Source organism: Micromonospora sp. CPCC 205558 (assembly GCF_036902955.1).
Lineage (GTDB): Bacteria > Actinomycetota > Actinomycetes > Mycobacteriales > Micromonosporaceae > Micromonospora.
The window spans coordinates 135371-160675 of sequence record NZ_JBAKHR010000017.1 but is presented as its reverse complement, the minus strand read 5'-3'; the positions used below and the strand labels follow the sequence as shown (position 1 = coordinate 160675).

15 protein-coding genes are annotated in these 25305 nt (G+C 70.7%); 2 read left to right on the top strand and 13 right to left on the bottom strand.

The features are described 5' to 3' along the window. Position 1 precedes the first annotated feature (1 nt). The 7 genes from V6U86_RS20410 to V6U86_RS20380 all read right to left on the bottom strand — a co-directional run bounded on the left by V6U86_RS20410 (position 2) and on the right by V6U86_RS20380 (position 10127). The gene (locus V6U86_RS20410) at positions 2-1051 is read right to left on the bottom strand and encodes a LacI family DNA-binding transcriptional regulator (RefSeq protein WP_334505465.1); all 1050 of its coding nucleotides are present in this window, start codon (positions 1049-1051) and stop codon (positions 2-4) included. A 320-nt stretch (positions 1052-1371) separates the two neighbouring features. Beyond that, complete coding sequence (locus tag V6U86_RS20405; RefSeq protein ID WP_334505445.1) at positions 1372-2280, bottom strand: amidohydrolase family protein; 909 nt, start codon at positions 2278-2280, stop codon at positions 1372-1374. Then, positions 2277-3086 carry a metal-dependent hydrolase gene (locus V6U86_RS20400; RefSeq protein WP_334505444.1) on the bottom strand — a complete coding sequence of 270 codons (810 nt, stop codon included), beginning with the start codon at positions 3084-3086 and terminating at the stop codon, positions 2277-2279. The genes V6U86_RS20405 and V6U86_RS20400 overlap by 4 nt, the downstream gene beginning before the upstream one ends. A 102-nt stretch (positions 3087-3188) precedes the next feature. Then, positions 3189-4820 (bottom strand): serine/threonine-protein kinase, encoded by a 1632-nt coding sequence (locus tag V6U86_RS20395; RefSeq protein WP_334505443.1) that lies wholly within the window; start codon positions 4818-4820, stop codon positions 3189-3191. A 119-nt stretch (positions 4821-4939) separates the two neighbouring features. Further along, positions 4940-6628: a serine/threonine-protein kinase gene (locus V6U86_RS20390; protein ID WP_334505442.1), complete on the bottom strand. Its 1689-nt coding sequence runs from the start codon at positions 6626-6628 to the stop codon at positions 4940-4942. 83 nt (positions 6629-6711) lie between these two features. Beyond that, positions 6712-8046, bottom strand: a complete 1335-nt coding sequence (locus V6U86_RS20385; RefSeq protein ID WP_334505441.1) for a glycosyltransferase family 4 protein — start codon at positions 8044-8046, stop codon at positions 6712-6714. Between the two features lie 137 nt (positions 8047-8183). Further along, complete coding sequence (locus V6U86_RS20380) at positions 8184-10127, bottom strand: amylo-alpha-1,6-glucosidase (RefSeq protein WP_334505440.1); 1944 nt, start codon at positions 10125-10127, stop codon at positions 8184-8186. Positions 10128-10169: 42 nt separating this feature from the next. On the opposite strand from V6U86_RS20380, the gene V6U86_RS20375 reads away from it, so the two are divergent. Then, positions 10170-12878, top strand: coding sequence for an MGH1-like glycoside hydrolase domain-containing protein (locus V6U86_RS20375; RefSeq protein ID WP_334505439.1), 2709 nt, complete (start codon positions 10170-10172; stop codon positions 12876-12878). 74 nt (positions 12879-12952) lie between these two features. On the opposite strand, the gene V6U86_RS20370 is transcribed toward V6U86_RS20375, so the two are convergent. Beyond that, the gene (locus tag V6U86_RS20370) at positions 12953-13843 is read right to left on the bottom strand and encodes a hypothetical protein (protein WP_334505438.1); all 891 of its coding nucleotides are present in this window, start codon (positions 13841-13843) and stop codon (positions 12953-12955) included. Between the two features lie 192 nt (positions 13844-14035). On the opposite strand from V6U86_RS20370, the gene V6U86_RS20365 reads away from it, so the two are divergent. Beyond that, positions 14036-14869, top strand: coding sequence for a TIGR02452 family protein (locus V6U86_RS20365; protein WP_334505437.1), 834 nt, complete (start codon positions 14036-14038; stop codon positions 14867-14869). A 4-nt stretch (positions 14870-14873) separates the two neighbouring features. On the opposite strand, the gene V6U86_RS20360 is transcribed toward V6U86_RS20365, so the two are convergent. From V6U86_RS20360 to V6U86_RS20340, 5 genes are all read right to left on the bottom strand, one after another. Next, positions 14874-15272, bottom strand: coding sequence for a hypothetical protein (locus tag V6U86_RS20360; protein WP_334505436.1), 399 nt, complete (start codon positions 15270-15272; stop codon positions 14874-14876). 93 nt (positions 15273-15365) lie between these two features. Then, the gene (locus V6U86_RS20355) at positions 15366-21554 is read right to left on the bottom strand and encodes a S8 family serine peptidase (protein WP_334505435.1); all 6189 of its coding nucleotides are present in this window, start codon (positions 21552-21554) and stop codon (positions 15366-15368) included. Positions 21555-21568: 14 nt separating this feature from the next. Further along, positions 21569-21736 (bottom strand): hypothetical protein, encoded by a 168-nt coding sequence (locus tag V6U86_RS20350; protein ID WP_334505434.1) that lies wholly within the window; start codon positions 21734-21736, stop codon positions 21569-21571. Positions 21737-21816: 80 nt separating this feature from the next. Beyond that, on the bottom strand, positions 21817-24771 hold the full coding sequence (locus V6U86_RS20345; protein ID WP_334505433.1) for a helix-turn-helix transcriptional regulator: 2955 nt from the start codon (positions 24769-24771) through the stop codon (positions 21817-21819). A gap of 119 nt (positions 24772-24890) precedes the next feature. Further along, the gene (locus tag V6U86_RS20340; protein ID WP_334505432.1) at positions 24891-25139 is read right to left on the bottom strand and encodes a hypothetical protein; all 249 of its coding nucleotides are present in this window, start codon (positions 25137-25139) and stop codon (positions 24891-24893) included. Positions 25140-25305 lie beyond the last annotated feature (166 nt).

The window sequence follows — 25305 nt, the reverse complement described above, 5'->3', positions numbered from 1 at the left end:
GTCAGACGCCGTCGTTCGACGTTGGACCAGATGTAGCCAGTGCCGGCCGCCGTGGTGCGGCGGTCGACCCCCGGACCTCCAACGTGCACGGCAGCAGTTGCTGGTGACGAAGGTCGGCGGGGCCATCCAGGTGGCTCGTCAGCGCTTCGATCGCGATGCGGCCGAGCGCCGAGCCGGGTGATGTCATCGCGGTCAGCGCCGGGGTGGCCAGCTCGGCGACCTGCGGCGAGGTGACCATCGAGACGACGGAGACGTCGTCGGGCACCGACAACCCGCGGCCGGTCAACTCGCCGAGGATGCCGAAGATCGCCGTCTCGTTCATGGCCAGCACCGCGGTCAGCTCCGGGGCCTGCGCGAACGCGGCGGCCAGGGCGGCTCGACCACCGGCGGCGCTGTCCTCGGCCGCGATCATCACCGGCTCCAGGCCGTGCCCGGTCATCGCCGCGGTGAAGGCGTCCCGGGTCCGCAGCGCCGGCCCGTAACCGCTGGCCAGTGTGGCGGCCGAGTGGTTGACGTAGACGATCTGCCGGTGCCCGAGGCCGACCAGGTGCGCAACGGCATCCCGGACGGTCTGGTCGAAGTCGATGTCGACGTAGGAGAGCGTGGTGGTGTCGCCGGTGCGGCCGATCAGCACCAGCGGCACCCCCGCCTCCTGGAGCACGGTGACCCGCTCGTCGGCCAGCTGAACCTCCATCAGCACGACCCCGTCGAGCATCCGCTGGCTGGCCAGCCGACGCAGGTCGTCGAGGTTGCCCCCGCCGACCGGGGAGAGCACCAGGTGGTAGCCGGCGACGCTGGCCGCGGCGGCGGCACCGGTGACGAAGGCGGTTTCGGTGGCGCCGAGGCCGCGTTCGTCCATCGGCATCAGCAGGCCGAGGATCCGGCTGCGGCGACTGGCCAGCCCTCGGGCCATCGCGTTGGGCTGGTAGTCGAGCTGTGCCATCGCGGCGAGCACCTTGTTGCGGGTGGCCTGCGAGATCGGCCGGGTGCCGGTGAGCACGTACGAGACGGTGCTGACCGAGACTTGTGCGAGGCGGGCGACGTCGTGCATGGTGGCCACCGCGTACCTCCTTTGGCCTGGGGTGGAACCGCTTCCCGGGACTTCGTCGAAGCGCTTCGACGAAGCGGTTCGACAGGACGCTAGGCCACCTGTTACGGCGACGTCAATAGCAGATGTCGAAAAGAAATTCAGCGGGTGCGCGGCCCCTCTCGAACGCCCTGCGCGTGCAGGTTCGGGGGGCGCTCTTCAAGATCGCGCTGGATCCCGGATGTAGTCCCCTGGGTCCGAGGCGGAGGCCACTACAACAAGGATCGAGCACGATCTTGGGGTGAGGGGGCGGTGAGAGCGGCGGCGGCCGGCCGGGGCCGGGCTCAGGGCAGGTCGAAGAGGGCGGCGGCGCTGTTCCAGCAGACCGCGCGCAGCCAGTCGTCACCCAGGTCCAGTCGGGCCAGCCCGGCCACCTGGTCGGCGTACGGGTACGGGATGTTCGGGAAGTCGCTGCCCAGCAGCACCTTGCCGGCCAGCCCCAGCTCCCGCAACCGCGGCAACTCGTCGGTGGGGAATGGGACGAACTGGTCGAAGAAGGGCGTGAATGCCATCGTGGTGTCCAGCCGGACCCGCTCGTAGGTCTCGGCCAGGTCCAGGAACGCCGGGTAGTCCGGTGCGCCCAGGTGTGCCACCACGGCGGTCAGCCGAGGGTGCCGGGCGAGCAGGGCCGCGAACGGGTCCGGGCCGGTGTGGGCGGTGCCCACCGGGGCGTGCCCGGCGTGCACCACCACCGGCACGCCCGCGTCCGACAGCATCCCCCACACCTGGTCCAGCGCCGGATCGGTCGGCGCGAAACCGCCGACCTGGAGGTGCAGCTTGAACAGCCGGGCGCCCTCCGCGAGGGCCGCCGCAACGTACCCGGGGGCATCCGGCTCGGGGTAGAACGTGGCCGAGGCCAGGCAGCCCGGGGTGTCGCGGGCGAAATCCAGCGTCCAGCGGTTGAGCTCCGCCGCCATGCCCGGCCGGTGCGCGTACGCCAACGCGCTGAACGCCCGCACCCCGAGCCGGCGCAGGTGCGCGACCCGGTCGGCGTCGCTCGACCGGTAGCGGATCGGCCACTCGGTGCCGACCAGCGGCCCGGCGGCGTCGAAGTAGGCCCACACCCGGCGGAGCAGTCGCGGCGGCAGGAAGTGCACGTGCACGTCGGCGAGACCCGGCAGCCCCAGCGCACGGCAGAAATCCGGTACGCGCTCGTCCGCGACCGGCGGGACCACCGCCGCCGGATCGGTCATATGTCGATGTCGAACCGGCTCAGCACCGAGGGCGCGATCAGGCCGAGGGTGGCGAGCGCCGAGACGGCGGTCAGTGCGATGCGCATTCCGACCACTTCGGCCTTGCTGCCGACGCGCAGGGCGATCTTGTTTGGCAGGCCGATCATCATCCACATGCGCCGTTTGATCGGGATCGGCCAGAGGATCGGCACGCCGGCTCGGGTGATCATGTCGCCGAGGATGTGCACGAAACAGCCCACGCCCAGGGCGGTGCCGATCAGCGGATAGCCGCGCCCGCCCGGCAGGTTGGCGTAGGTGAACCAGGCCGCCCCGGCCGACGCGAGCGTGATGATCACCCAGCCGGCCCGCTCGGCCCACTTGTCGAACAGCCCGCGCAGCGCCAGGCCGAACATGAAGAACAGGATGGTGATGACCGCCCACTTGCCGTACGCGGCGCAGAGCGCGGTGGTGCCCCAGCCGATCAGGAAGGTGAACGGCAGCGTGTGGGTCAGCGTCCGGTGCCCGTTGTTGCGGCGTGGATCCTTGCTGAGCTTCGTGGCGTAGTAGACGCCGAGGGAGATCTTCTCCATCACCTCGGCGGCGAAGAGCGAGAAGACTCCGAAGGTGCGGGCCACGGTGGCCCCGCCCTGGTTCTTGGTCACCTTGCCCGACATGTCGAGGTCGGGAAAGAGCGCCCCACCGGCGCACACCGCGGTGCCCACCGCCAACGCGAGCGGCGACTGGTGGTAATCGGCGAACTGCTCCAGTGCCCAGGAGCCAGTCAGCCACACCGCCGCGCCAGACAGCGCGTGTTGCGGTCCCATCATCTCGGCTCACCCTCCCCAAGGATCTTGAGCGCCAAAACTACGCCACTGTAGTCAGCGTCGGCGCCGCAGGGGCATCACCCGGGCGGTCCACATTGGACCGAGTTACAGGGTGGGGGTGAAGCTCTGCCGGATCATCGGCAAGTATGCCGCGTTGACCTGCCAGTCGAACTCTTCTGTCAACCACGAGACGGTGTAGGAGCGCTCGGCCGAGGTGTTGATCAGCAGTCGGAAACTGTGCACCGGAACGCCGAGGGCGTTCTGCCAGCCGCACTCCCACACCGCGCCGCCCTCGAAGATGTCCATCGCGGAGATGTCCACCTTGCGATAGCCCGGCAGCGCCGCACTCGCGGTCAGCCGAACCTCCTCGGCCTTCCAGTACGCCACCGGATCCGCGCGGGCCGGACCCGCCTCGACGCTGAGCACCCGGGACGCGCTGGATCTCCGGAAACAGGTGACCGGACCCTCGGTCCAGCGCGCCCACCCCACCGGCGCGGCGATCCGAAACCCGGTCGGGTCGTCGTACCAGGTCCACCCGTCGGGCAGCCGGTATCTCGCGTCGGCTGGCGGTGACACCGACACCACCGGGGCCGCCGACGGTGGCGGGGACGACGCGCAGGCGAACGCCGCCGGCCGGGCGCTCGGCGCGCCCCCACCCGAGCCGGACGGTGGCGTCCGTTCATCGTGTCGGTTGATGAGGGCCAGCGTGACGCCTCCCGCGACGAGCAGAGCGGTGGCCGCGCCAGCCAGGGCGATCAGGCGCTGTCGCCGGACGGGCCGACGCGCTGGGCGCGAGCTCGGCGTCGGTGTCGGCGGCTCGCTCGGCGGGAGCACCGGTGCGACCGGGTGGGATGTGACGGCCCGGCCGGCGCTGCGGACCGCCGCCACCGCCGAGGACCGGTCCGGCCCGGCCGGCTCGTCGTGGCTCGCCGCGGCACCGCGCAGCAGCGGCTCCGCCTCGACGGCGGTCAGCCGCCGCCAGGGGTCACGCTGCAACAGGCCGGTGAGGACGGGACGCAACGGACCGGCTCGACGCATCGGGTCCGGTGCTTCGGTGGCCAGCGCGCTGAGCGTCGCCATCGCGCTCGACCTCGCGTACGGTGACTGCCCCTCGACCGTCGCGTAGAGCGTCGCGCCCAGCGACCACATGTCGGTGCGCGCGTTGGACACGCCATCGCGGGCCCGCTCGGGGGCGACGAACTGCGGTGAGCCGAGCACCGTGCCGGGCCCGGTCATCGTGCCGTCGCCGCCGTCGAAGGTGGCCAGCCCGAAGTCGGTGAGCACCACCCGCCCGTCGTCGGCCACGAGCACGTTGTGCGGCTTCACGTCGCGGTGCAGCACTCCGGCGGCGTGCGCGGCCCGCAGCGCGGCGAGCACCGCCAACCCGATCCGGGCGGTCCGCCGTGGGCTCAGCGGCCCTTCGGCGCTGATGATCTGCTGCACCGACCGGGAGGGCACGTACTCCATCACGATCCATGGGCTGTCCCGGTCGTGCACCACGTCGTAGAGACGGACCACGTTGGGATGGTTGAGCCGGGCGGCGGTGCGTGCCTCACGCAGGGTGCGTAGCCGCAACTCCGCGCGCTCGGTCTCGGCCAGCCAGGACGGCGGCACGACCTCCTTCAGCGCCACGTCGCGATGCAGCATCTCGTCGCGAGCAAGCCACACCCGGCCCATTCCGCCGGTGCCGACCAGGTCGAGCAGCCGGTACCGACCCGCGATCAGCAACTGATGCACGGTCGCTCCCCCTCGGTCACCCCGGGATCCACGATAGCCACCAATGTCGGCTTTCTCATCCACTGAGCGGCCTCGATCCAGAACGGACGGTGGTCCGGATCATGACCATACGGTGCAGGTCAGCGGGGTGGTCGGAAACTCTTTCGCACCAGTTCCCAGTCGGCCGCGGCCGCGGCCCAGTCCTCGTCATAGGTGATCCAACCCAGCGTCAGGCGGTTGGCGCCGAGGGTCTGTTGGCGGGCGCGTAGCCACCGTCCGTGCGGTGTCTGCCAGCGGCACTCCCACTCGGCTCCACCGTCGCCGGTAGCGAGCCGGATCTCGTCGTACCCGGGCAGGGCTCCCGCCGCGGCTGCCGCGTCGCGGGCGGTCCGCAGCCGCTGCAGAGGGTCGACGGCACCGCCCTCGGCGACGCTGAAGGCCCGGCCGGTCGCCGGGTCCTGGAAGCACGCCGCCGTGCCGTCGCGGGAGGTCCACCACGTCGCCGGTACCGACACCCGGAAGCCGGTGGTGTCGGCGTGCCAGACCCAGCCGGGCGGCGCTTGGAACTCTTCGCCCGGCTGCGGCGTGCCGGGCCGCACGGGCGCACCGATGATGTCCGGGCGGACGCAGGCGAACGGGGGCGGGGGAATGCCCCGTCCCCTCGGCAGTGGGCCGGGGCCGAGCGGCCCACCGTTGGGCGGACGGTCCGGCGGCGGGGAGGACCAGCCGGTGGTGTCGCCGGGCTTGCCGCGGTCGACGATCAGCGCGGTGCCGACGCCGGCCACCACGGCTACCAGCAGCGCCACGGCGACCACCGCCACCCGCCGCGCGGTGCGCCCGGCGGCCGACGGGTCCGGGGCCGGCGTGGGGGAGGTGCCGCCGGGTGCGGCCGGGGCGTCCGGATCGGGCAGCGGAATGGTGGGGTCGGGGTCGTCGGGGTCGTCGGCCGGGGTGGCCTGGTCGACCAGCCCCGGCGCCGGCGGTTCGGCCGAGGGCCCGTCGGTGGCCGACGGCGGGTCGGCCGGGCCGGTCGCGGCCGTGCTGAGCAACCGACGGGCCGTGTCGTGATCGAGGCGGTCGCGTGGGTCGCGGCGCAGCAGCCCGTCCAGCACCGGCGCGAGCGCCCCGGCGTGCGGGGCAGGGTCCGGCGGGCTGGCGGCCAGCGCGCTGAGGGTGGCCATCGCGGTGCTGCGGGCGTACGGGGACTGCCCCTCCACAGCGGCGTGCAGGGTCGCCCCGAGCGACCACAGATCGGCGGCCACCGTGGACACCCCCTCGGCGGCCCGCTCCGGTGCCACGTACTGCGGGGAACCGAGGACCATGCCGGGGCGGGTCATCGTGCCGTCGCCGCCGTCGAAGGTGGCCAGCCCGAAGTCGGTGAGCATCACCCGCCCGTCGTGCGCCATGAGCACGTTCTGCGGTTTGATGTCGCGGTGCAGCACCCCGGCGGTGTGCGCGGCCTGCAGCGCGTCGAGCACGGCCAGGCCGATCCGGGCCGCGCGGGACGGTTCCAGGGACCCTTCGGCGTCCACGACGTCCTGCAGGGTGCGGGACGGGACGTACTCCATGACGATCCATGGGCTGCCGTCGACCGCGACGACGTCGTAGAGCCGGACCACGGCGGGGTGGTTGAGTCGGGCCGCGGCGCGCGCCTCCCGCATGGTGCGCGAGCGCACCCGGGCCTGTTCATGATCGTCCAGCCAACCCGGTGGAACGATCTCCTTGACCGCTACCTCGCGGTGCAGCATCTCGTCGCGGGCACGCCAGACCCGGCCCATGCCCCCGCGACCCACCATGTCGAGCAGCCGGTACCGACTGGCGATCAGCACCTCTGCACGCTCCTCCTCAGCCGCTGTCCGGGCTACACCCTAACCAGCAGATCGGAAGTCACCTATAGGTCATCTGACGTACGTCAGCACGCGGCGGGGTCGGCCCGGGCCAGCAGATTCCCCTCCGGGATGGCGATCCGGGTCCGTCCGCCGGCCAGTCGGGCAGCCGCGCGGCGGGCCTGCACGGGGCCGTGTTCGCGTCGAGCGGTGGCGTAGCTGGCGGCGGTGCGTGCCGCGATGGTGGCCCAGCCGTACCGCTCGCCGACCATGGTGCGGGCCCGGCGGGCCAGCCGCCGGGCGAAGATCTCGTCGCCGAGCAGTTGGCCGACCGCGCCGGCGAGCGCGTCCGGGTCGCTGTGCGGAAACGTCACCCCGGTCACGCCGGGCTCGACGATCTCGGCGAGGCCGCCGGTGCGGGCCACCGCGAGGGGCGCTCCGGCGGCTGCCGCTTCCAGCGCCACCATGCCGAACGGCTCGTAGAGGCTGGGGACCACTGTCGCGTCGGTGGCACCGAGCATCGCCGGCAGTTGGGTGGAGTCGAGGAACCCGGTGAACCGGACGGTCGAGCTGAGCGCCAGCCGCCGGGCCTCCGCCTCCAACTCGGTGCGGTACGGGCCGTCGCCAGCGATCACCACGCGCAGCCCCGGGTGCCGTTCGCGGAGCCGGGGTACGGCGTGCACCAGGTGCTGGACGCCCTTCTCGTAGACCAGCCGTCCGGCGTACCCGACCAACGGGCCGTCGCCGGCGAAGCGTGCCCGGGCGGACGCGACCGCACGGGGGCGGGCCCGCCAGGCCCGGTCGTCGACCCCGTTGGGCACCACGTCGACCTGGCTGGCCGGTACGTCGAAGAGCGTGGTCACCTGCTCGCGCATGTACCCGGAACAGGTGATCACCCGAATGGAGGAACCGCTGAGCCAGTGCTCGACGCCGTGGATGGTGCGGTTCATCTCCTCGGGCAGCCAGCCCTGGTGCCGCCCGGCCTCGGTGGCGTGCATGGTGGTGACCAGCGGGAGGTCCAGGTGTTCGGCGAGGGTGACGGCCGTGTGGGCGACGAGCCAGTCGTGGGCGTGGATGACGTCGTAGCTGCCGGATTCGGTGGCGCGTAGGGCGGTGCGGGTGAGGGTGTGGTTGAAGGCCATGGTCCAGGCCAGGAGGGAGCCGGTGGCGAGGGGGAAGGTGACCGGGTCTTCGGGGGCGCGCAGGATGCGGACGCCCTCGGCGTACTCCTCCAGGGGTGCGCCCTCGCTGTGGCGGGTGATGACGGTGACCTCGTGGCCGGCGGCGGCCAGTGCCACCGACAACGCGTGCACGTGTCGGCCGAGTCCGCCGACGAGCACCGGCGGGTACTCCCAGGAGAGCATCAGCACCCGCAACTGTCGGGCGGGGTTGATGTCGATCACGTGGGCATCGAGTGACATGCGGCCCCCTTTGAGTTGTCCCCGGGCGCGCGCCGATCGACACCGGAATCGATGTCGCCGTCGCGTCTGGATCGGGGCCAATCCTGCCGGGATCGCGATAACCAGCGGCGACACCACCATTGCGGTCGTGTAAAGCGCTACTGGCTCTTTCGCCGCACCCGCAGCAGCTCGGCCACCGACCATGCCTGGAACGGGCAGCCGGTAGCGGTGTGCGGCGCGAGGCCATCGGCCGTTTCGCTCACCGAGCCTATCCCATATTCCATCAAATGGGCTTCAATACCAACGAATGCGTCATCGACGGACATCTTCCCTCGGCGCGCGGCGTCCACGTACGGGCCGAGCAACCACGGCCACACCGTGCCCTGGTGGTAGCCCCCGTCCCGGTCGGCCGGACCACCCCGGTGCCGGCCCACGAACTCCGCCGAATCCGGGGCGAGACTGCGAGGCCCGAGCGGGGTGAGCAGCCCGTCCGCGATCCGGCGCAGCGTCGCCTCGTCCGACTCCATCGGCGCGTACGGCAGCGACCAGGCCAGCAGCTGGTTGGGGCGCAACGCGTCGTCGTCGTGCAGGGCCGCCCCACCCAGCGGGTACGCCGGCGCGGGCCCGTCCAGCACGTCGTGCAACCAGCCGGTCGGCGCCGGGAACCGCTCCCGGAACGAGGTGGTCGCCTGCCCGTGGCGTCGCCACAACTCGTCGGCGTTCTGCCCGGCCAGCTCGGTCAGCTCCGCGAGCCCGGCCAGCCCGTTGATCCACAACGCGTTGACCTCGACCGGCTTGCCGGTACGCGGGGTGACCGGCACCCCGTACACCCGGGCATCCATCCAGGTCAGCGCCGTGCCGGCGGCGCCCTGGGTGAGCAGCCCGTCGGTCGGGTCGACGCGGATCCCGTACCGGGTGCCGGCCACATGAGCGTCGACCACCGTGCGCAGGGCGGGCAGCAACTCGTCGCCGAGGTCGGTGTCGCCGGTGACGGTGACGTGCCGGCTCACCGCGTGCAGGAACCACAGCGTGCCGTCGACGGTGTTGTACTCCACCCGACCGGTGTCGGCGGTGTTGGCGAGCATCCCCTCGGAGAGCGTCCCCGCGTACGACCGCAGCAGAGCCCTTCCCAGCTCGGCGCGACCGGTGCAGAGGAACAGCCCCTCGTACGAGATCATCGTGTCCCGCGACCAGGCCCCGAACCACGGATAGCCGGCCACCACGTCCACCGCCGCGTGGTTGGTGCGCACCACGAACGCGTCGGCGGCCAGCGCCAGGGTGGCCTCGATGTCGTCGGCCGGCTTCGCGGTCGCCACCACCTGCCGGTTGCGTTGTCGGGCGGTCGCCACGATCTCCTCCGCCGCCGGTGGCTCCAGGTCGAGTGGGGCGGTCCACGCCCGCACCGACACCGTGTCGCCGGGGCGTTCCAGCTCGCCGGAGAAGCGGCCCGCGTACCAGAGATCCTCGTCCGGGTGCAGCCCCCGGTTGGCCTCCTCGCGGTGGTGCACGCCCAGCCACCACTGCCCCTCGGGCGCCCAGCCCGGCCCGGCGAGCCGGTACGCGCCCTCGACCACCGCGCCGTCGGCCACCGCTTCGACCTGCGGGATCGGGCCGTCGGCCCGCCGTTCACCGTGCGCGTCCCGCCAGGTGCAGGCCGCGGACAGCTCCAGCCGGACGGGCCCACCGGCGACCAGCCGGTGCACCACCGCGACGCAGGAGCGGCCGGGCAGCATGGCCAACTCCCGTTCGATCACCACCGCGCCGATCCGCCACCGCCACCGGGGCAGCCCGTCGACCAGGTCGAAGCGCTCCAACAGCTCGAAGCCGCGCGGGTCCACGTCGCCGGAGGCCCACTCGTGCGCGCCGAGGCGCACCCGCGCGCCGGATGGCAGGGTGACCGCCGGATCGAGACTGACCAGTCCCACCTGGCGGGACGCCGGCGTTTCGCCGGGAACCACCAACAGACCGTGGTAGCGACGGGTCCGCAGCCCGGCGACAGTGCCCATCGCATAGCCGCCGAGGCCGTCGGGGACCAGCCACTCCCGGCTCGCGGCGCTGGTCAGATCGCCGCAGATCTGCGGGCCGAAGCAAATGTCGATCAACTTTCCTCCACCGACGGCGGGGTGTAACACGCCACGACGAGAATGGCCGCTGTGGTCAAGTACCGCGGCGACGTCAAGGATGTGCACGTGATCACTGACCGATCGTCCTCCGACGCCTCGCCACCCGACGCTGAGCGGCTCCGGCTCGCCCAGGCCGACTCGGGGGAGCAGGACTGGCGCGCATGGGGTCCCTATCTGTCCGAACGGGCGTGGGGGACGGTACGGGAGGACTACAGCGAGCACGGTACGGCCTGGGACTACTTCCCGCACGACCATGCGCGGTCCAGAGCCTACCGGTGGAACGAAGACGGGATGGCCGGCGTCTGCGACGAACGACAGACCTTCGCGTTCGCCCTCGCCCTCTGGAACGGCAAGGACCCGATCCTCAAGGAGCGGATGTTCGGCCTCGGCGGCGACGGCGGCAACCACGGCGAGGACGTCAAGGAGTACTGGTGGTACGAGGACTCCACGCCCACCCACTCCTGGATGCGGTGGCGCTACCACTACCCGCAGGCCGCCTTCCCGTACGACGAACTCGTCGCGGTGAACGCGTTGCGCGGCCGGGACGACACCGAGTACGAGTTGGTGGACACCGGGATCTTCGACGACGACCGGTACTGGGCGGTGACCGTCGACTACGCCAAGGCGTCCCCGACCGACCTGTGCATGGTGGTGACCGTCGCCAACCGGGGCGACGAGGCGGCGACCCTGCACGTCCTGCCCACCCTGTGGTTCCGTAACACCTGGGCCTGGGGCCTGCCCGGCGGCGACCGGATCCCCCGGCTGACCGGCCAGGGCACCCGGCTCGTCGGCGAGCACCGGGTGCTCGGCCAACTGCTGCTGGAGGGCGACGGCGGCCCGGTGCCGCTGCTCTGCGACAACGACACCAACGCCGAACGGCTCTGGGGCCTGCCCGGCCGCTCCCCGTACCCGAAGGACGGCATCAACGACCACGTCGTCAACGGCGCGGCCACCGTCAACCCGGCCCGGGAGGGCACCAAGGGCGCGCTGCACTACGTGCTCGACGTGCCGGCCGGCGAGCAGCGCCAGATCAGGTTGCGACTCACCCGTACCGCGTCGCCGCCGGCCGCCGCGCCACCGCCCCCGGCCGACCTCAGCGAGGGCTTCGAGGCCGTGGTGTGGGCGCGACGGGCCGAAGCGAACCGGTTCTTCGCCGGGCTGATCCCGCCGGCCGCCAGCCCCGACGAGGCGCTGGTCGCCCGGCAGGCCATCGCCGGGCTGATGTGGGGCAAGCAGTTCTACCACTTCGACGTCAAGCGCTGGCTCGAAGGCGATCCGGGTTCGACGCCGCCGCCGGCCGGGCGTCGACACGGGCGCAACAGCGCCTGGTGGCACATGACCAGCTTCGACGTCATCTCCATGCCCGACCCCTGGGAATACCCCTGGTACGCGGCCTGGGACCTGGCCTTCCACTGCGTGAGCATCGCCCGGGTCGACCCGAGTTTCGCCAAGGACCAACTGCTGCTGCTCCTGCGCGAGTGGTACCTGCACCCCAACGGCCAGATCCCCGCGTACGAGTGGGCGTTCGGTGACGTGAACCCGCCGGTGCACGCGTGGGCGGCGCTGAAGGTGTTCGAGATCGACGGCGGTCGGGACTACGAGTTCCTGGCCCGGGTGATGCACAAACTGCTGCTCAACTTCACCTGGTGGGTCAACCGCAAGGACACCGGCGGCAACAACGTCTTCGAGGGCGGCTTCCTCGGGCTCGACAACGTCGGGCCGTTCGACCGCTCGGCGGCGCTGCCGGTCGCCGGTGTGCTGGAGCAGTCCGACGGCACCGGCTGGATGGGCATGTACGCGCTCAACCTGCTGGACATGGCGATCGTGCTCGCCGAGCATGACCGGACCTGGGTGGACACCGCCACCAAGTTCTTCGAGCACTTCGCCTACATCGCCGCCGCCGCGTACGAGCAGGGGCTGTGGGACGACGAGGACGCCTTCTTCTACGACGTGCTGCGCCTCGCCGACGGCACGAAGGTGCCGCTGAAGGTCCGCTCGGTCGTCGGGCTGCTGCCGTTGGCCGCCACCACCCGGCTCACCGCCAGGACCCTGCACCACCTACCGGAGCTGGGCGCCCGGCTGCGCTGGTTCCTCACCAACCGCCCGGAGTACGCCCAGGTGATCGGCACCCGCCGGCTAGGCCCCGACGGCCGGCAGCAGCGGCTGCTGTCCATGGTCGGCCCGGAGCAGGTGGTCCGCCTGCTCGCCCGGATGCTCGACCCCGACGAGTTCCTCTCCGACTTCGGCCTCCGTACGCTGTCCCGCGCACACCTGGACAAGCCGTTCTCGGTCACCCTCGGCGGGCAGGAGTTCTCCGTCGGCTACGAGCCGGCCGAGTCGACCAGCGGACTGTTCGGGGGCAACTCGAACTGGCGCGGTCCGATCTGGATGCCGACGAACTTCCTGCTGATCAGCGCGCTGCGTGACTACGCGGCGTTCTTCGGCGACGACCTCCAGGTGGAGTACCCGACCCGCTCCGGCGTGAAGCGCACCCTCGACGAGATCGCCGACGACCTCTCGGCCCGGCTGATCGCGCTCTTCACCCAGGACGACTGGGGTCGACGCCCGATCTACGGCGCCGCGCAGCTGTTTCAGACCCACCCGGACTGGCGGGACCTGATCGCCTTCCCCGAGTACTTCCACGGTGACAACGGGGCCGGCCTGGGCGCGTGGCACCAGACCGGCTGGACGGCCCTGGTCGCCGACCTGATCCTCACCCTGCGTCGCTGACCTCTTCGGGTCGACGCGTCGGGGGTCGCCAGGCGACACGCCCAGCGCCCCCCGGCCACGTGGTCAGCTCGAACCTATTCGATGAGCACCTTCACGGTGTCGGCGAGCCCGTCGTTGCGGTTGATGCCGACGAAGAATTCGCTCCCCACATGGGTGACGTCTTCGATCTCGTCGACCAGGTTGTTGCCCGGAATGCCGATGTCGCTCTCCACATCGCCCCCGGACCAGTTGTACTGGTACACCCAGTTCCATCCCGTCGAGGGCGTCGAGGTGTTGATCGACCTGGTGTTCCAGATGTAGTTCTCAGAGCAGTCGATGCCCTGGTCGGAACGATTGTCGTGGCTGGTCAGGTTGCTCTTCACCAGCGTCCAGCCACTCGTGAGCGCGCCGGCGCCGGGATGGGTCCACAGGCTGCCCAACCGCCGGGCGGCGTACTTGCCGGCTCCGCCGGCAGCCGTCGCGCTGTAGCAGAGGCCGCTGATGTTGCCGATCGGCAGACGCACTTCACTGGTGGTGCCGATGGATCCGTTGGCGTTCAGGCGAATGATTGTCACCTTGTCGCTCAGGAACGCGGACTGGCTCCCCTGGGTGGCAATCAGGGCCGGGCCCTGGCCCAGATAGTTCGCGTTGTAGGCGAGGTCGTTACCGTGGCCGAGCGTGGGTATCGAGGTTGGCGCCCCGGCGCAGACCCAGCTGGTGCCGTCCCAGGTCGAGCCGTCGCGCGTCCACCTGGACAGGACCGGTTCCGCGCCGGCCGCCTTCGTGAAGACGATGTAGAGCGCACCGCCCGGCCCTGCCACCATGCCCTGCATGACGGTACGGCCCGCCTTGCACGCACTGCTGTTCGGGATGTTCAGCCGTTCCGCCCCGCTCCTGTTGGTAGCGGCGGAGGCAGCCGCCGCCGGGGCGATGGCGATTCCCATCGCTAGCGCGAGCACGGACGCGACGCTCGACAGTTTCTTCACCTGGGTGTCTCTCCTTCAGGGGTCAAGGCGAGCGCATGGTATCAGCCGATGTCGACCTGTCTATGTGACGTCGACGCGATACGGCAGGGCGACGACGCCTACCGGGGTCGCTAATTGGTTGCCCGGTCGGGACGGGACTGCCTAGCTTGTCACCGTGCAGATCATTGGTCCTGGTGCATGCGGGCACGTCGGGTGAGTGGCCGTCTTCGCGAGATTGCTCGACAGACGGTCGCGATCGCCGAGTCGGGAAGCTATCGCAACGGCGCCGGGGATGAGGTTGTCATCGGTGGGTCCGTCCGTGCCGCGGTCGGCGGCACTCGTCATCACCTGCCGGACGAGGTGCTCCCGGTGCGAAACCCGGGGCCCGGCGCCGGCAAGGTCGAGGTGACGGTCGAGTCGACGTTGCAGGCGGCCGGTCGGCTTGGACCGGGTGCGGCGTGCCTGGTGTTCGCGTCGGCGAAGAACCCGGGTGGCGGGTTCCTGGGTGGGGCCAAGGCGCAGGAGGAGAGCATCGCTCGTTCGTCGGCGCTGTACCCGTGTCTCCTCGCCGCGCCGGAGTTCTACGCGTTCCATCGCGGACAGCCGGATCTGCGATACAGCGACCGGGTCATCTACTCCCCGGGCGTGCCGGTGTTCCGCGACGACAGGGGCAACCTGCTCGATCAGCCGTACTCGACGGCCTTCCTGACCGCTGCGGCGCCGAACCTGGGCGCGATCCTCCGCAACCAGCCCGAGCACGCGGCGGACGTGCCGGCGGTGCTGGCCCGGCGTGCCCGGCGGGTGCTGGAGGTCGCCGCCGCGCACGGGCATCGGACGATCGTGTTGGGTGCGTGGGGGTGCGGGGTCTTCCGCAACGATCCCGCCACGGTGGCGGGCGCTTTCGCCGACGCACTACAGGTGGTCGACCGATTCGACCACGTGGTGTTCGCCATCCACGACGGCCTGCCCGGCACACCCGTCTATCGCACGTTCGCGAAACGTTTCCCAGGAGCTGCCGCGAGGTCGGCGGGAGACCACGGCTGGTAGGCAGTCAAGCTGCGCGGGATCTAAGCGCGACGAACCAGGCGTCGTCGATGCGACGCAGCCAGATGACGTCGGAGTACGGCGACCCGTCCAACCGTCCTGAGATTGTGGCGCGAACCTCGGCATCGGACGCTGTCGTGTCGAACCGGCGGTCCGACACGACGAGACGACCGCCACCGAGTTCGGTGAGTCGCCGGCTGATCTCAGCCGACGAGTCGGTGCCCGGATCCGCGAGGTCGGCGAGCTTTCCACGATCGCGGTCGTGAAGTGCGGTGACGTAGTCGGCCACGGCGGCCTCGGGCGAGGCGGCGCCACCGGGAGCCGCGAACCGAAGAAATAGGACCGTCACGATCACCGCACATGCGGCGAAGATGCCACCGACAAGGACCCATCTTTGCCGCCTCATGTCCCGTGAGTATACGTCGGTAGTCGTGGTCGGAGCCTCCGCGATCCTTTCCACGGAGGCTCCGACCACTGCTGGTGATGCGGTTCGGCTAGCTCACAGGCGCGGGTCCTGTTGGACCTTCAGGGCGTTGAGGATCGGGTCGCCCTCGCCCTTCTCGCGGAGCAGCTCGATCTTCAGGTCGCCACCGGTGTGCTCGACGGTGACGCTGTTGAGGTCCGCGGTCAGCGCACCCACCTTCGCCTGCACGTCGTGGTCGTGGAGCACGGGCTTGCCGTCGACCAGGACATCGAAGGCACGCTTGCCGGCCTTGACCTTCTCGATCTCCGCGAAGTCGAGGCCGATCCGGTACTTCCCGGCGGGGGCGTTCTTGAACACGTAGCTGAACGTCTCGCCGGTCCGCTGGGTGCGGAACAGCGCGTCGTCCTCGGTGCCGGCGATGTCGGCCTTGGTGTTGCGCGCCTTGCCGCCGACGTAGCCCCACGACAGCTTGCCGAGCCCCTGGTCGGGCGACCAGACGAAGCCGTCGGCACCGACGTATCCGGATCCGCCCACGTCGACGCCCTGCCAGTAGGACGAGGTCGCCAGGCGGACCGACTTGAGCTGGGCATCGCCCTTGCCGGCGTTCGATGCGACGAGTACGTCCCCGACGAGCACGCCGGGCGCGATGCCGGTGTTGTCGGCCGTCACCGTGACCGTGGTGGACGTGCCGGCCGCGAGCGTGACCGGGCCGGCTGCGGCCGCGCCCGTGAGGGTCAGCCACGGAAGGTCGCCGGCCTCGTGCCCGCCGTCGCTGGTGCGCTTCTGCTCGCTGAGCCGTACCTCGAGCGGAGCGGAACCGGTGTTGGTGACGGTCACGTCGGCCGCCGCCTTCTGGTCCTTGTCGAGGAGCCAGTCGAAGACGCCTGCGGTGACGGTGGCGATGCCCGTGGTCAACGCCGTGTCGACCACCTCGGCCTGGTCCTTCTTGGCGATGGTCACGGGGTGGTTGGCGGTGACGTAGTTCGGCGCCGACACCTCCACGGTGTTCTCGCCGACCAGCGCCTGAGCCTTCCACCGGCCCTTCACATCGGTGGTGATGACCCGCTCACCGGCCGGCCCCTTGAGCGTGACGATCGCGCCCTCGATCGGCTTGCCGTCGTTCTTGTCGGTGACCGTGCCCTCGATCGTGCCCGCGGCGGGGAGCGTGTACTCCAGCCCCAGACCGGCCTTCAGGACGGGCTGGTTGAAGGAGTGCTGGCCCGCGGGGTTGCGCGTCAGGCTCTCCACACCGACCGTCGCCGATGACCCCTTGGTGAGGGGGTTGTCGCCGCCGACGCCGTCGCCGTACCCGATCTGGATCCGTCCGTCCGCGATCAGGGTGACCGAGAAGCTCACGCGAGCCGTCCGGTCGTTGTAGAAGGCGACGTTGCGCCACTCGATGACTTCCGCCGTCAACCCGTCCACCTCGGTCCTGCCGAAGTAGATGCCGGCCTCGTCGTCGACGACGAGGTCGTCCCAGAACGGGTAGATCGCGTCGAACGCGTAGGGCGACGGCAGCTCCGTGTTGCCCCCCACGGCGCTGGCCTGGTCGAAGATCAGCTGGCCGTTCGTCGTCACGCACACGCCGTCCCAGGCCGTGTCGTAGAACGGGAACAGGAAGCTGGAGTCGAACCACAGCACGCCGCAGAGGTCATCGCCGTGCCACCCGGATTCCTCCGCGCCCTGGCGGTAGAGCCCCTCGGTCACCTTCACCGTGTACGAGCGACCGGCGGGGGCCACCGGCACGGGGCCCGGCTCCGGCTGCTCGGGCTGGGGCTCCGGCTCCGCCGTGTCCGCACGCGGGTCGAGCGTCACCCGCAGGGCGGCGATGGACGGAGCCTTGAGGCCCTTCGAACCCCGCAGCTCCACGGTCAGCGGACCACCCTCGTGCTTCACGACGGCGCTGCGCCAGTCGGCGGCGTTCGGCCCCACGGCCGCGGCCGGGTCGTACGCGTACTCCGTCAGCGTTCCGTCCACGAGGACGTCGAACACCCGCTTGCCCTTGGCTGCCTTGTCGATCTCGGCGAACCCGAAATCGATCGCGTAGGTGCCCTTGGGCGCGTCGGGGAACTGGTAGAACAGCTGCTTGTCCGACGTGGTGCGCTGTGACTGGAACAGGGCGTCGTCGGTCGTGCCGGCGATGTCGGCCTTGGTGGAGGCGACCTTCGTCTTCCCCTCGTAGCCCCACGCCTTCTTGCTGGCGGCCTGGTCGGCGGCCCAGGTGTAGCCGGAGCCGTCGGTGAACTTCGCGCCGCCGGCGTTGACGCCGACCTGGTACTTCGTGGTCGTGAGCGTCACCGGGACGTAGGTCTTCGACTGGCGTCCGGAGTCCGACCGCACCACGATGTTCGCGCCGAGGACGCCCGGCTTGGCGTCCTTCGCGGAGATCGACACCTTGACGGTCGTCGACTGACCCGGGGCGAGGGTGCCGCCGGTCGAGGAGAGCGACAGCCACGGCAGGTCGGTGATCTGGTCGTCCTCGACGTCGACGAGCACGACGTCGTCGGCGACCTGGTCCGCCGCCCACAGCGCGCCGGTCGAGTCGGTTTCGAGGCCGCCGCCCTGGGTCGCCTTCTGGCCCGGGAACCACCACGCGTTGACCAGTGAGCAGTCGTCCGGGTCGACCTGCAGCAGGCGGCTGGGCCGGTTCGTGGTGAGGTCGGTGTACCAGATGGTGTCGGACGACTGGTTGTAGGCCAGGCCCATCACCTCGGGCAGCGGCGGGGCGCAGAAGGACAGCAGCGCACCGGCGTTGTCGTGCGACGTCCCGGCGACGGTGCCGATCATGCCGTTCGCCCGGCCGCCGACGTAGAACACGTCCTGGGTCGGGTTGTAGGCCAGACCGGTCAGCTGCAGCGTGGACCAGTCACCCTTGATCTGGCGGGTCTCCTTCCCGGTCTGGCGGTCGAAGCAGTGGATGTAGCTGGCCGGGCTGTCCTCCATCTGGCACATGTCACCGGTCTTGGTGTCGAGCGCCATGTCGAACGCCCGGTACGTGGGGTTCCACGACGCGTCGAAGACCTTGCCGGTCGGCTTGCCCGTCACCGTGTAGGCGGTGTTGGTCCGCGCGTTGTAGTCGTGGACCCAGACGTCGCCGTCGTACCCGATGCCGGTGGGCTCCTTCTCCGCGATCGTGCCGGGGATGGGGATCCGGGTGATGACGTCGCCGCCGGAGGTCGGGCCGACCTTGGCGGCCGCCTGTGCCTCCGCCTTGGCCGCGGTCGCCGCCTTGCCGTCGGCGTTCGACGGCTTCATGCCGCTGGCGCCGGCCTTCCACGCGGCGAGGTCGATGGTGCTGGCCCCAGCCTTTCCGGTGCGCGCGGTGGCACCGGCGGCGTCAAGCTCGGGGTGACGCGCGGCCTCACCCAGGGTGTACGCCAGTGGCGCGGAACCGGTGTTGGTCAGCGTCAGCGAACCCGCACCGTTCTGGTCGGTACCCAACAGCGCCTCAAGGCCGTCGGCCTTCAGCCCGGCGACGCCCGTGGTCAGACTCACGTCGATCTTGGCGCTCGCGTAGAGCTTGTCGAGGGAGAAGGGGTACGCCGCGGTCGAGTAGTTCTCCGCGTCGACAGTCATGGTGTAGTCGCCGACCGGAAGCTGGCGATGTACGAGGCCCGTCCCGTTGGTCGTGACGGTCTCGACGAGCCCGGACTTGTTCGAGAAGGAGACCTTGGCCCCGGCCACCGGCAGCCCGTCGTTCTTGTCGACGACTGTCGCGTCGAGGTAGCCCCAGTCGGGAAGGTCGTAGGTGACGATCATCCCGTCGTGCAGCACCGGGACACTGTCGGAGAACCGGATGCCGTCGACGCCGGCCCAGCCCTGGATGCCGGTGATGGTCTTGGCGCCGGCGGTCACCGGGTCGTCGGTGCCGATGCCGTCGCCGTATCCGAAGATGATCTTGCCTGAGCGGGTCAGCGTGGCCGAGAAGTTGACCGGCTCCGTGTACTCCGACCGGATCGGGTAGGCCCAGATCTTGGCGTTGCGGAACTCGACGACGAACGCGTCCTCGCCGTCGACCTTGGTGGCCGCCGTGAAGACGCCGCCGCCGGAGGCGAACTCGACGGGGGTCTGGACGTAGAACGGGAAGATACCCGCGCCGCCGCTGCCGGGTCCGGTGCCCTCGTCCGGGGTGATCACGCCGCGCAGGCTGATGCCGAGGGTGTCGTGGCTGCCGTTGTAGAGCGCGATCGGGAACGGCAGGTTCACCGTCGCCCACACGCCGCTGGTGAACGCGACCGGGTCGGTGCCGCGCAGGTACTCGCCGTCGGAGACGGCGCAGCTGTAGCCGCCCTTGTCGATGACAAGCCCGACCGGGATCTCGCGCGACTCGTTCTGCGCGCCGACGGTCAGCGGGACCGTCGTGGGCGAGAAGCAGGCGTTGGGCTTGACGTTCAGCTTGTAGCCGCCCTCGGGGACAGCGGTGATCGTGAACGCGCCGTTGGCGTCCGTGCGTACCGGCTTCAGCGGCGTGTTCATGACCGAGACGTCGGCGTTCGGGACGGGTTTCTTCTTGTCGTCGACGACCCTGCCGCTGATGTCGTGCTTCGCGGCGGCCGTGAGCGGCAGCTTGACGGAGGTGTCCTGGCCCAGGGAGATCGTGACGTTGGCGGTCGCGGTCAGGTAGCCGAACACCTTGGTGCTGAGCTGGTAGTCGCCGACCGGGAGGTTCGTGGTGAACCGGCCGTCCTTGTCGGTGCCGATCGACCGGCTGAACGGACCGCTGATGGTCACCTCGGCAGCGGGGACCGGGGCGCCGTCGGCGGTGACGACACCGGTGAGGGTGCCGCCCGTGCGGGGCGCCAGCTCAAGCAGGCGGACGAGGTCGAGACGGCCCTCGCCGTACTTGTTGTTGATCTCGGCGGTGCCGCCGCACTCGGTGTCGTCGACGTCGACGGCCGACTCGCCGAGCAGCCGGCGGGTCTCCTCGACCTGCCCGATGAGGGTCGGGTCGTAGCTCCACAGCGCCGCGACGGCGCCGGCGACGTGGGGGGACGCCATCGAGGTGCCGGACATCTCGGTGTAGTTGTTGTTCGGGTAGGACGACAGGACCCCGACGCCCGGAGCGGAGATCTCCGGCTTGATCCGGCCGCCCTCGCCCTCGCCCTTGCGGGAGAACAACGCGAGCGTGCCGTCCGACGCGTAGGCGCCGACGGAGTAGGCGCTCTCGGCGGAGCCGGGCGAGGAGACGGTGTCGCAGGCCGCGTACGGCGTGGTGTTGCCCGACGACCAGACGCTGAAGATGCCCGCGGCGCTCCAGGCCTCGTCGATGGCCTGGAAGAAGCCGTCGAAGCTGTGCTCGACGGTCTGGCCCCACGAGTTGTTGACGACGTGGGGGCGCTTGGACGGGTCAGGGTTGTTTCCCTGGACGTCGGTCGGGGCGAGCAGCCACCAGCCGGACCGGAGCAGCGACTCGACGCCGCTGCTGTCGCAGCAGCCGTTCGTCGCGATCCACTGCGCGTCCGGGGCGACGCCGACGTGGTTGGTGCCGTCGTCGCCGACCATGGTGCCCATGGTGTGCGTGCCGTGTCCGTTGTCGTCGCACGGTGCGCCAGCGCACGTGCCCCGGGTGGTCATCCAGTTGTAGTTGTGGTCGACCGAGCCATCGGGCTGCGTGCCGCGGTACTGGTGCACCAGGGCCGGGTGATCGAACTGGACGCCCGAGTCGAGGTTGGACACGGTGATGCCGGCGCCGGTAGCGCCCATGGCCCAGGCCTCGGGGGCGTGGATGGCGTCCAGACCCCAGGTGGTGGTGCCGTCCTCGGCGGCGGCCTTCGGGGCGGCGGGGCGGGCAGCCTGGTCGGCGGGGACCTTCTCGTCGACCGGATCGACCAGCGCGACCTGCGGCGTCGCGTGGATCTCGGCGACCTGCACCTTCGAGGCCACGTTGAGGGCGAGCTTCTCGGTGCCACCCTTGACGAGCACCGTGTTGGCGATCGGGTAGGAGGTGTACTTGACACCTGCCCGGTCGAGTTCGGTGGAGACGGATGCCAGGGAGTCCTTCGCCGCCGCGGTCAGCGCCTCGTAGACGAACTGACCGCGAGCGTTCCAGTCGGCGATCTTCTTCGCCGGCCCGAGGTCGGGCCTGGTGCCGAAGGTGATCCAGAAGTCGGAGGCCGGCTCCGAGCGGAAGCGGTCCTTCAGGTTCGATGCGATCTTCTTGGCGGCCGCGCCGGAATCCGGCTCGGCGGCGGACGCCGGTGGTGGCTGGATCATGCTCAGGCCGACCGCTACGGCAAGCGTTGCCGCGAGGGCTTTGAGTCTCATGGGGGTCCTTTGTCCTACAGGGGTTGGTAGGGGTCGTGGCTCTCGTGGTCGTCGCGCACGTCACGGGTCTCGCGGACGTCGCGGGGGTCGCGGGCACCACTGACGCGCGGCTCGCGCGGCAGCTCGGGTGGTGGCTGGTGGTCGATGGCGGGGTCGTCTCCCGCGGTAGGTCGCTCAGGCATGAACTGCCCTACGTCGATGGATCATGAAGTCATGCTCTGGGGGCTGAGCGTCCTTCGCTATCCAGCGGATACGTCAATTTTCACGACGCGTCGTCGAGGGAGTCCTCTTCGGCGAACACTCCGGCCTCCACCGCCTTGACCGCGAGCGCGGTCCGGGAGGTCACCTTCAACTTGCGCATCGCCGCCCGCAGTTGCTGATCCACGGTGGCCGGTGACTTGGCCAGGATCCGGCTGATCTCGCGGTTCGTCTTGCCGGCGACAACCAGTTGGACCACGTCGAGTTCGCGCGGTGAGAGTTGGTCACCGTACCCCCGTCGGCCGCCGCGCCACAGTCGCGGAACCTCGGCTCCGTGTTCGCGCAGCCGTTGTGCGACACGGTCCGCATCGCCGCGGGCGCCGAGCCTGAACAGTTGCTCGTACTGTGCGGCCAGCAGCTCCCGGCCCTGTTCGAGGTGGCCTTGCGCGATGAGCGCCTCGGCCTGACGCTCCCGGGCGAGCATGACGTCGTGCGGGCGCGGCAAAGCACTCCAGGCCCGCGCTGCCCGGTCGTAAGCCGTCGCCGCCCGGGCGTGGTCTCCGGCAGCGGCGGCCAGCAGGGCGCGGCAGACGGTGAGGGCGGCGCGAGGCGCAGGCGCCGTACGACCACGCAGCCCTCTGGCGAACTGGTCGCTCAGGCGGGTGGCGGCAGTGAGATCGCCCAAGGCGAGGTGCGCCTCGACCCGGGCGGGGACGAGGTCCGTCGCCCAGACCCAGATGCCTTTCCTCCGGACGGTGTCCATCGGCTCGTTCGTGATCTGCAGGGCCCGGCCGCTGTTGCCGTCCGTCAGCCACAGTCTGGCCAGCGCGGCGGCGGCCTCCATCGTGTCGTCGGCCGCGCCGAGACGGGCGGACTCCTCAAGGACCAGCCGGAACTGCTCCTCCGCGGCGCGGCGTCGTCCGGCTGCGGCTGCCAGCCGGGCCGCGAGCCGAATGCTGCCAAGGTAGTGAGCCGGTCGGTCGCGGTCGGCATCGGCCAGTGCCGCGCCCCGCTCCGCCAGACCCTCCCACTGGCCGGTGAACCACGCCAGGTTGGCCTGTTCGAGTCGGACGTTGTGGAGCAACCGGGAGGCTTGCTCGGCCTCGGCAAGGCGCATGGCCACGGCGAGGTGTTCTTCCGCGTCGGCGTACCGACCCCAGATCAGCGCGCCGGTCCCGACATTCGCGTGGATGCGGGCCACGTCGAGACGCGCCGCCGAGGTCTCGCCGTCGGTGGGCAGGTCAGCGACGACGTCCCAGGCCTCCTCTTCGCCGAGCATCAGCAGGGCGGCGGCTCGGTTGCCGGCCAGGTTCAGCCGTTCCGCGGGAGAATCGGATTCGGCGGTGAGCTCGGCGGCGCGATCCAGCCAACGCCGATGGGTCGACGCCGGCCACGGCCCCGCGTACGCCCAGCCCAGATAGGTCATCGCCCGAGCCGCCTCGACCGGGTCATGGTCGAGGTTGGCCACCGCCTGCTCCAGCTCGCTCAGGGCGGCCTGCGCCTCACCTCCGGTGATCAGGAGCCGACCCAGGGGGTTGCGGATCTCGGCCTGCTGGCGGGCGGAGAGACCGGGGGTCTCCAGCACCGAACGCAGGGTACGGATCACGCGGTGGTAGACCTCGTCGACCGGTTCACGACGGCCCAGTGCGGCAACCCCGGCGATGCGCGCGACCCGGGCGCGGTCCGCCGGCGGCAACACGGCCCACGACAGCAGGTCGACCAGCAGGTCGACCGCCCTGGTGTGGTCACCCGATGCGATGGCCAGCTCGGCGCCCTGCTCGGCGTACCGGGCCCAGGACTGCGTCTCGCCCGCCTCCCGGAAGTGGTGGGCGAGGCGTGCGACAGGCGGCGGTTGGATGTCCTCCAACGCCCGGCCGGCCAGCAGGTGGAAGTGTCTTCGGTCGGTCAACGGGATCGCTTCGTAGACAGCCGTGGCGGCCAGCACATGCCGGAATCGCCACTGGCCGCGGTCGTCGCCGTCCAGGATGCCGGCGTCGGCGGCCTCCGCGATGGCGCCTCGACAGGCAGGTGGGGACAGACCGGCGGTCAGCGCGACCGTAGCCACCGACGACCGCTGAGCCAACGTGGCCGCGGCTCGCAGCACCTGCTGCGCCGTCGGCGACAGACGGCCCACCCGCTCCCGGGTGGAGTCGCGCACCGTCGGTGGCACCTGGAGCTCGCGCAGCTTCAGCCGAACCCACTGTCCGTCGCGGAAGACGAGGTCGCCACGGTCGCACATGAGGCGAACCGACTCCTCCAGCGCCAGGGGAACGCCACCGGTCCGCTCGTGCATGAACGTCGTGAACTCCCGCGATATCGGGTTGCCGTCCAGCATCGAGGACACCAGAGCTGCCGTGTCGTCGGGTCGCATCGGCGCCAGGGCGATCCTCAGCTGGGTCACGCCAGCAGGCAACCGGGATGTCAGCCGCAGCAACAGCGATCCGACGTCCACCTCCTCCGGCCGATAGGAGATGACGAGGCTCGGCCCGTCCGACTGCTGTCGGGAGGTGACGAACAGCAGGAACTCCAGGGTCACCTCGTCGGCCCAGTGAGCGTCCTCGAGCACGAGAACGTCGACACGCTGGGCCCGGAGCAGCTCGTCCAGGGCGCGGAACAGGCGATGCCGCGCCGCCTTCGCATCGCCCAGGGGTTGCAGTGCGGGCGGCAGGTCCGTGGACCATTCAGGAAACAGGGGCCGTAACGCACCGGCGAGTTCGGTGAGCCGCAGCCGCGACACCGGGCGGTCGATCCCACGGAACGCGTCGACGATCGGCCCCAACGTCAGTGACTCGCGCAGCGGTGGGCAGACCGAGACCAAGGCGGTGCGCTGGTCCGGTGCGGCCAGCCACTCTCGCAGCAGCCGGCTCTTTCCGATCCCCGCCTCGCCCTCCACCAGCACGATCGCCGGTGGCCGGGCCAGGGCGCCTCGAAGCGCCGTCATCTCCCGATCACGACCCACGAAGTGCGGCGTAGAGACCGTCGGTGAAGTCCCGTCGTCCTCGGGCGAGGGGTCGAGCATGCGTGATGATCTCGCTTTTCGATGCTCGGGCACAAGTGCCACCCCGGCCGTGGTCGTGCCGGGGCTGGTCGGCGCGAGCCTGAACGCCCCACCAGCAACCGTCGGCCCCGCCGTGGCGCTCAGCGGTAGCCGACGTGAACGGTCAGCTCGCCCTCCACGGGTCGAGCCCCCACGGAGACAGACCGAGGGTCCAACAGGGTCGGCGGGAGGCTCTGCTCCTCGGAGAGACCCATCTCGTGTGCCAGGTCCTGCGGGGACTGCCCGGCCGCGGGCACGATGGTGATCGTTCGCCAGCATCCGCCGGAGGCGCACTCCATGCTCTTTTCGGTGACCGTCGCTCCGGCGGGCACCTCCGGCATCCGTGACATCGGTGGCAACGCTCCCTCGGTGCCGAACACCTGCAACCACAGGAACCACAGAACCCACAGGCACGACAGCAAGCCCAGCGTGACGGCCCCGGCCACGAGAACGTGTTTCGTACGTCTTCGCGTCGTGGTCCGGGACGTCATCACGCGAGGATAGAGGGACACGGTC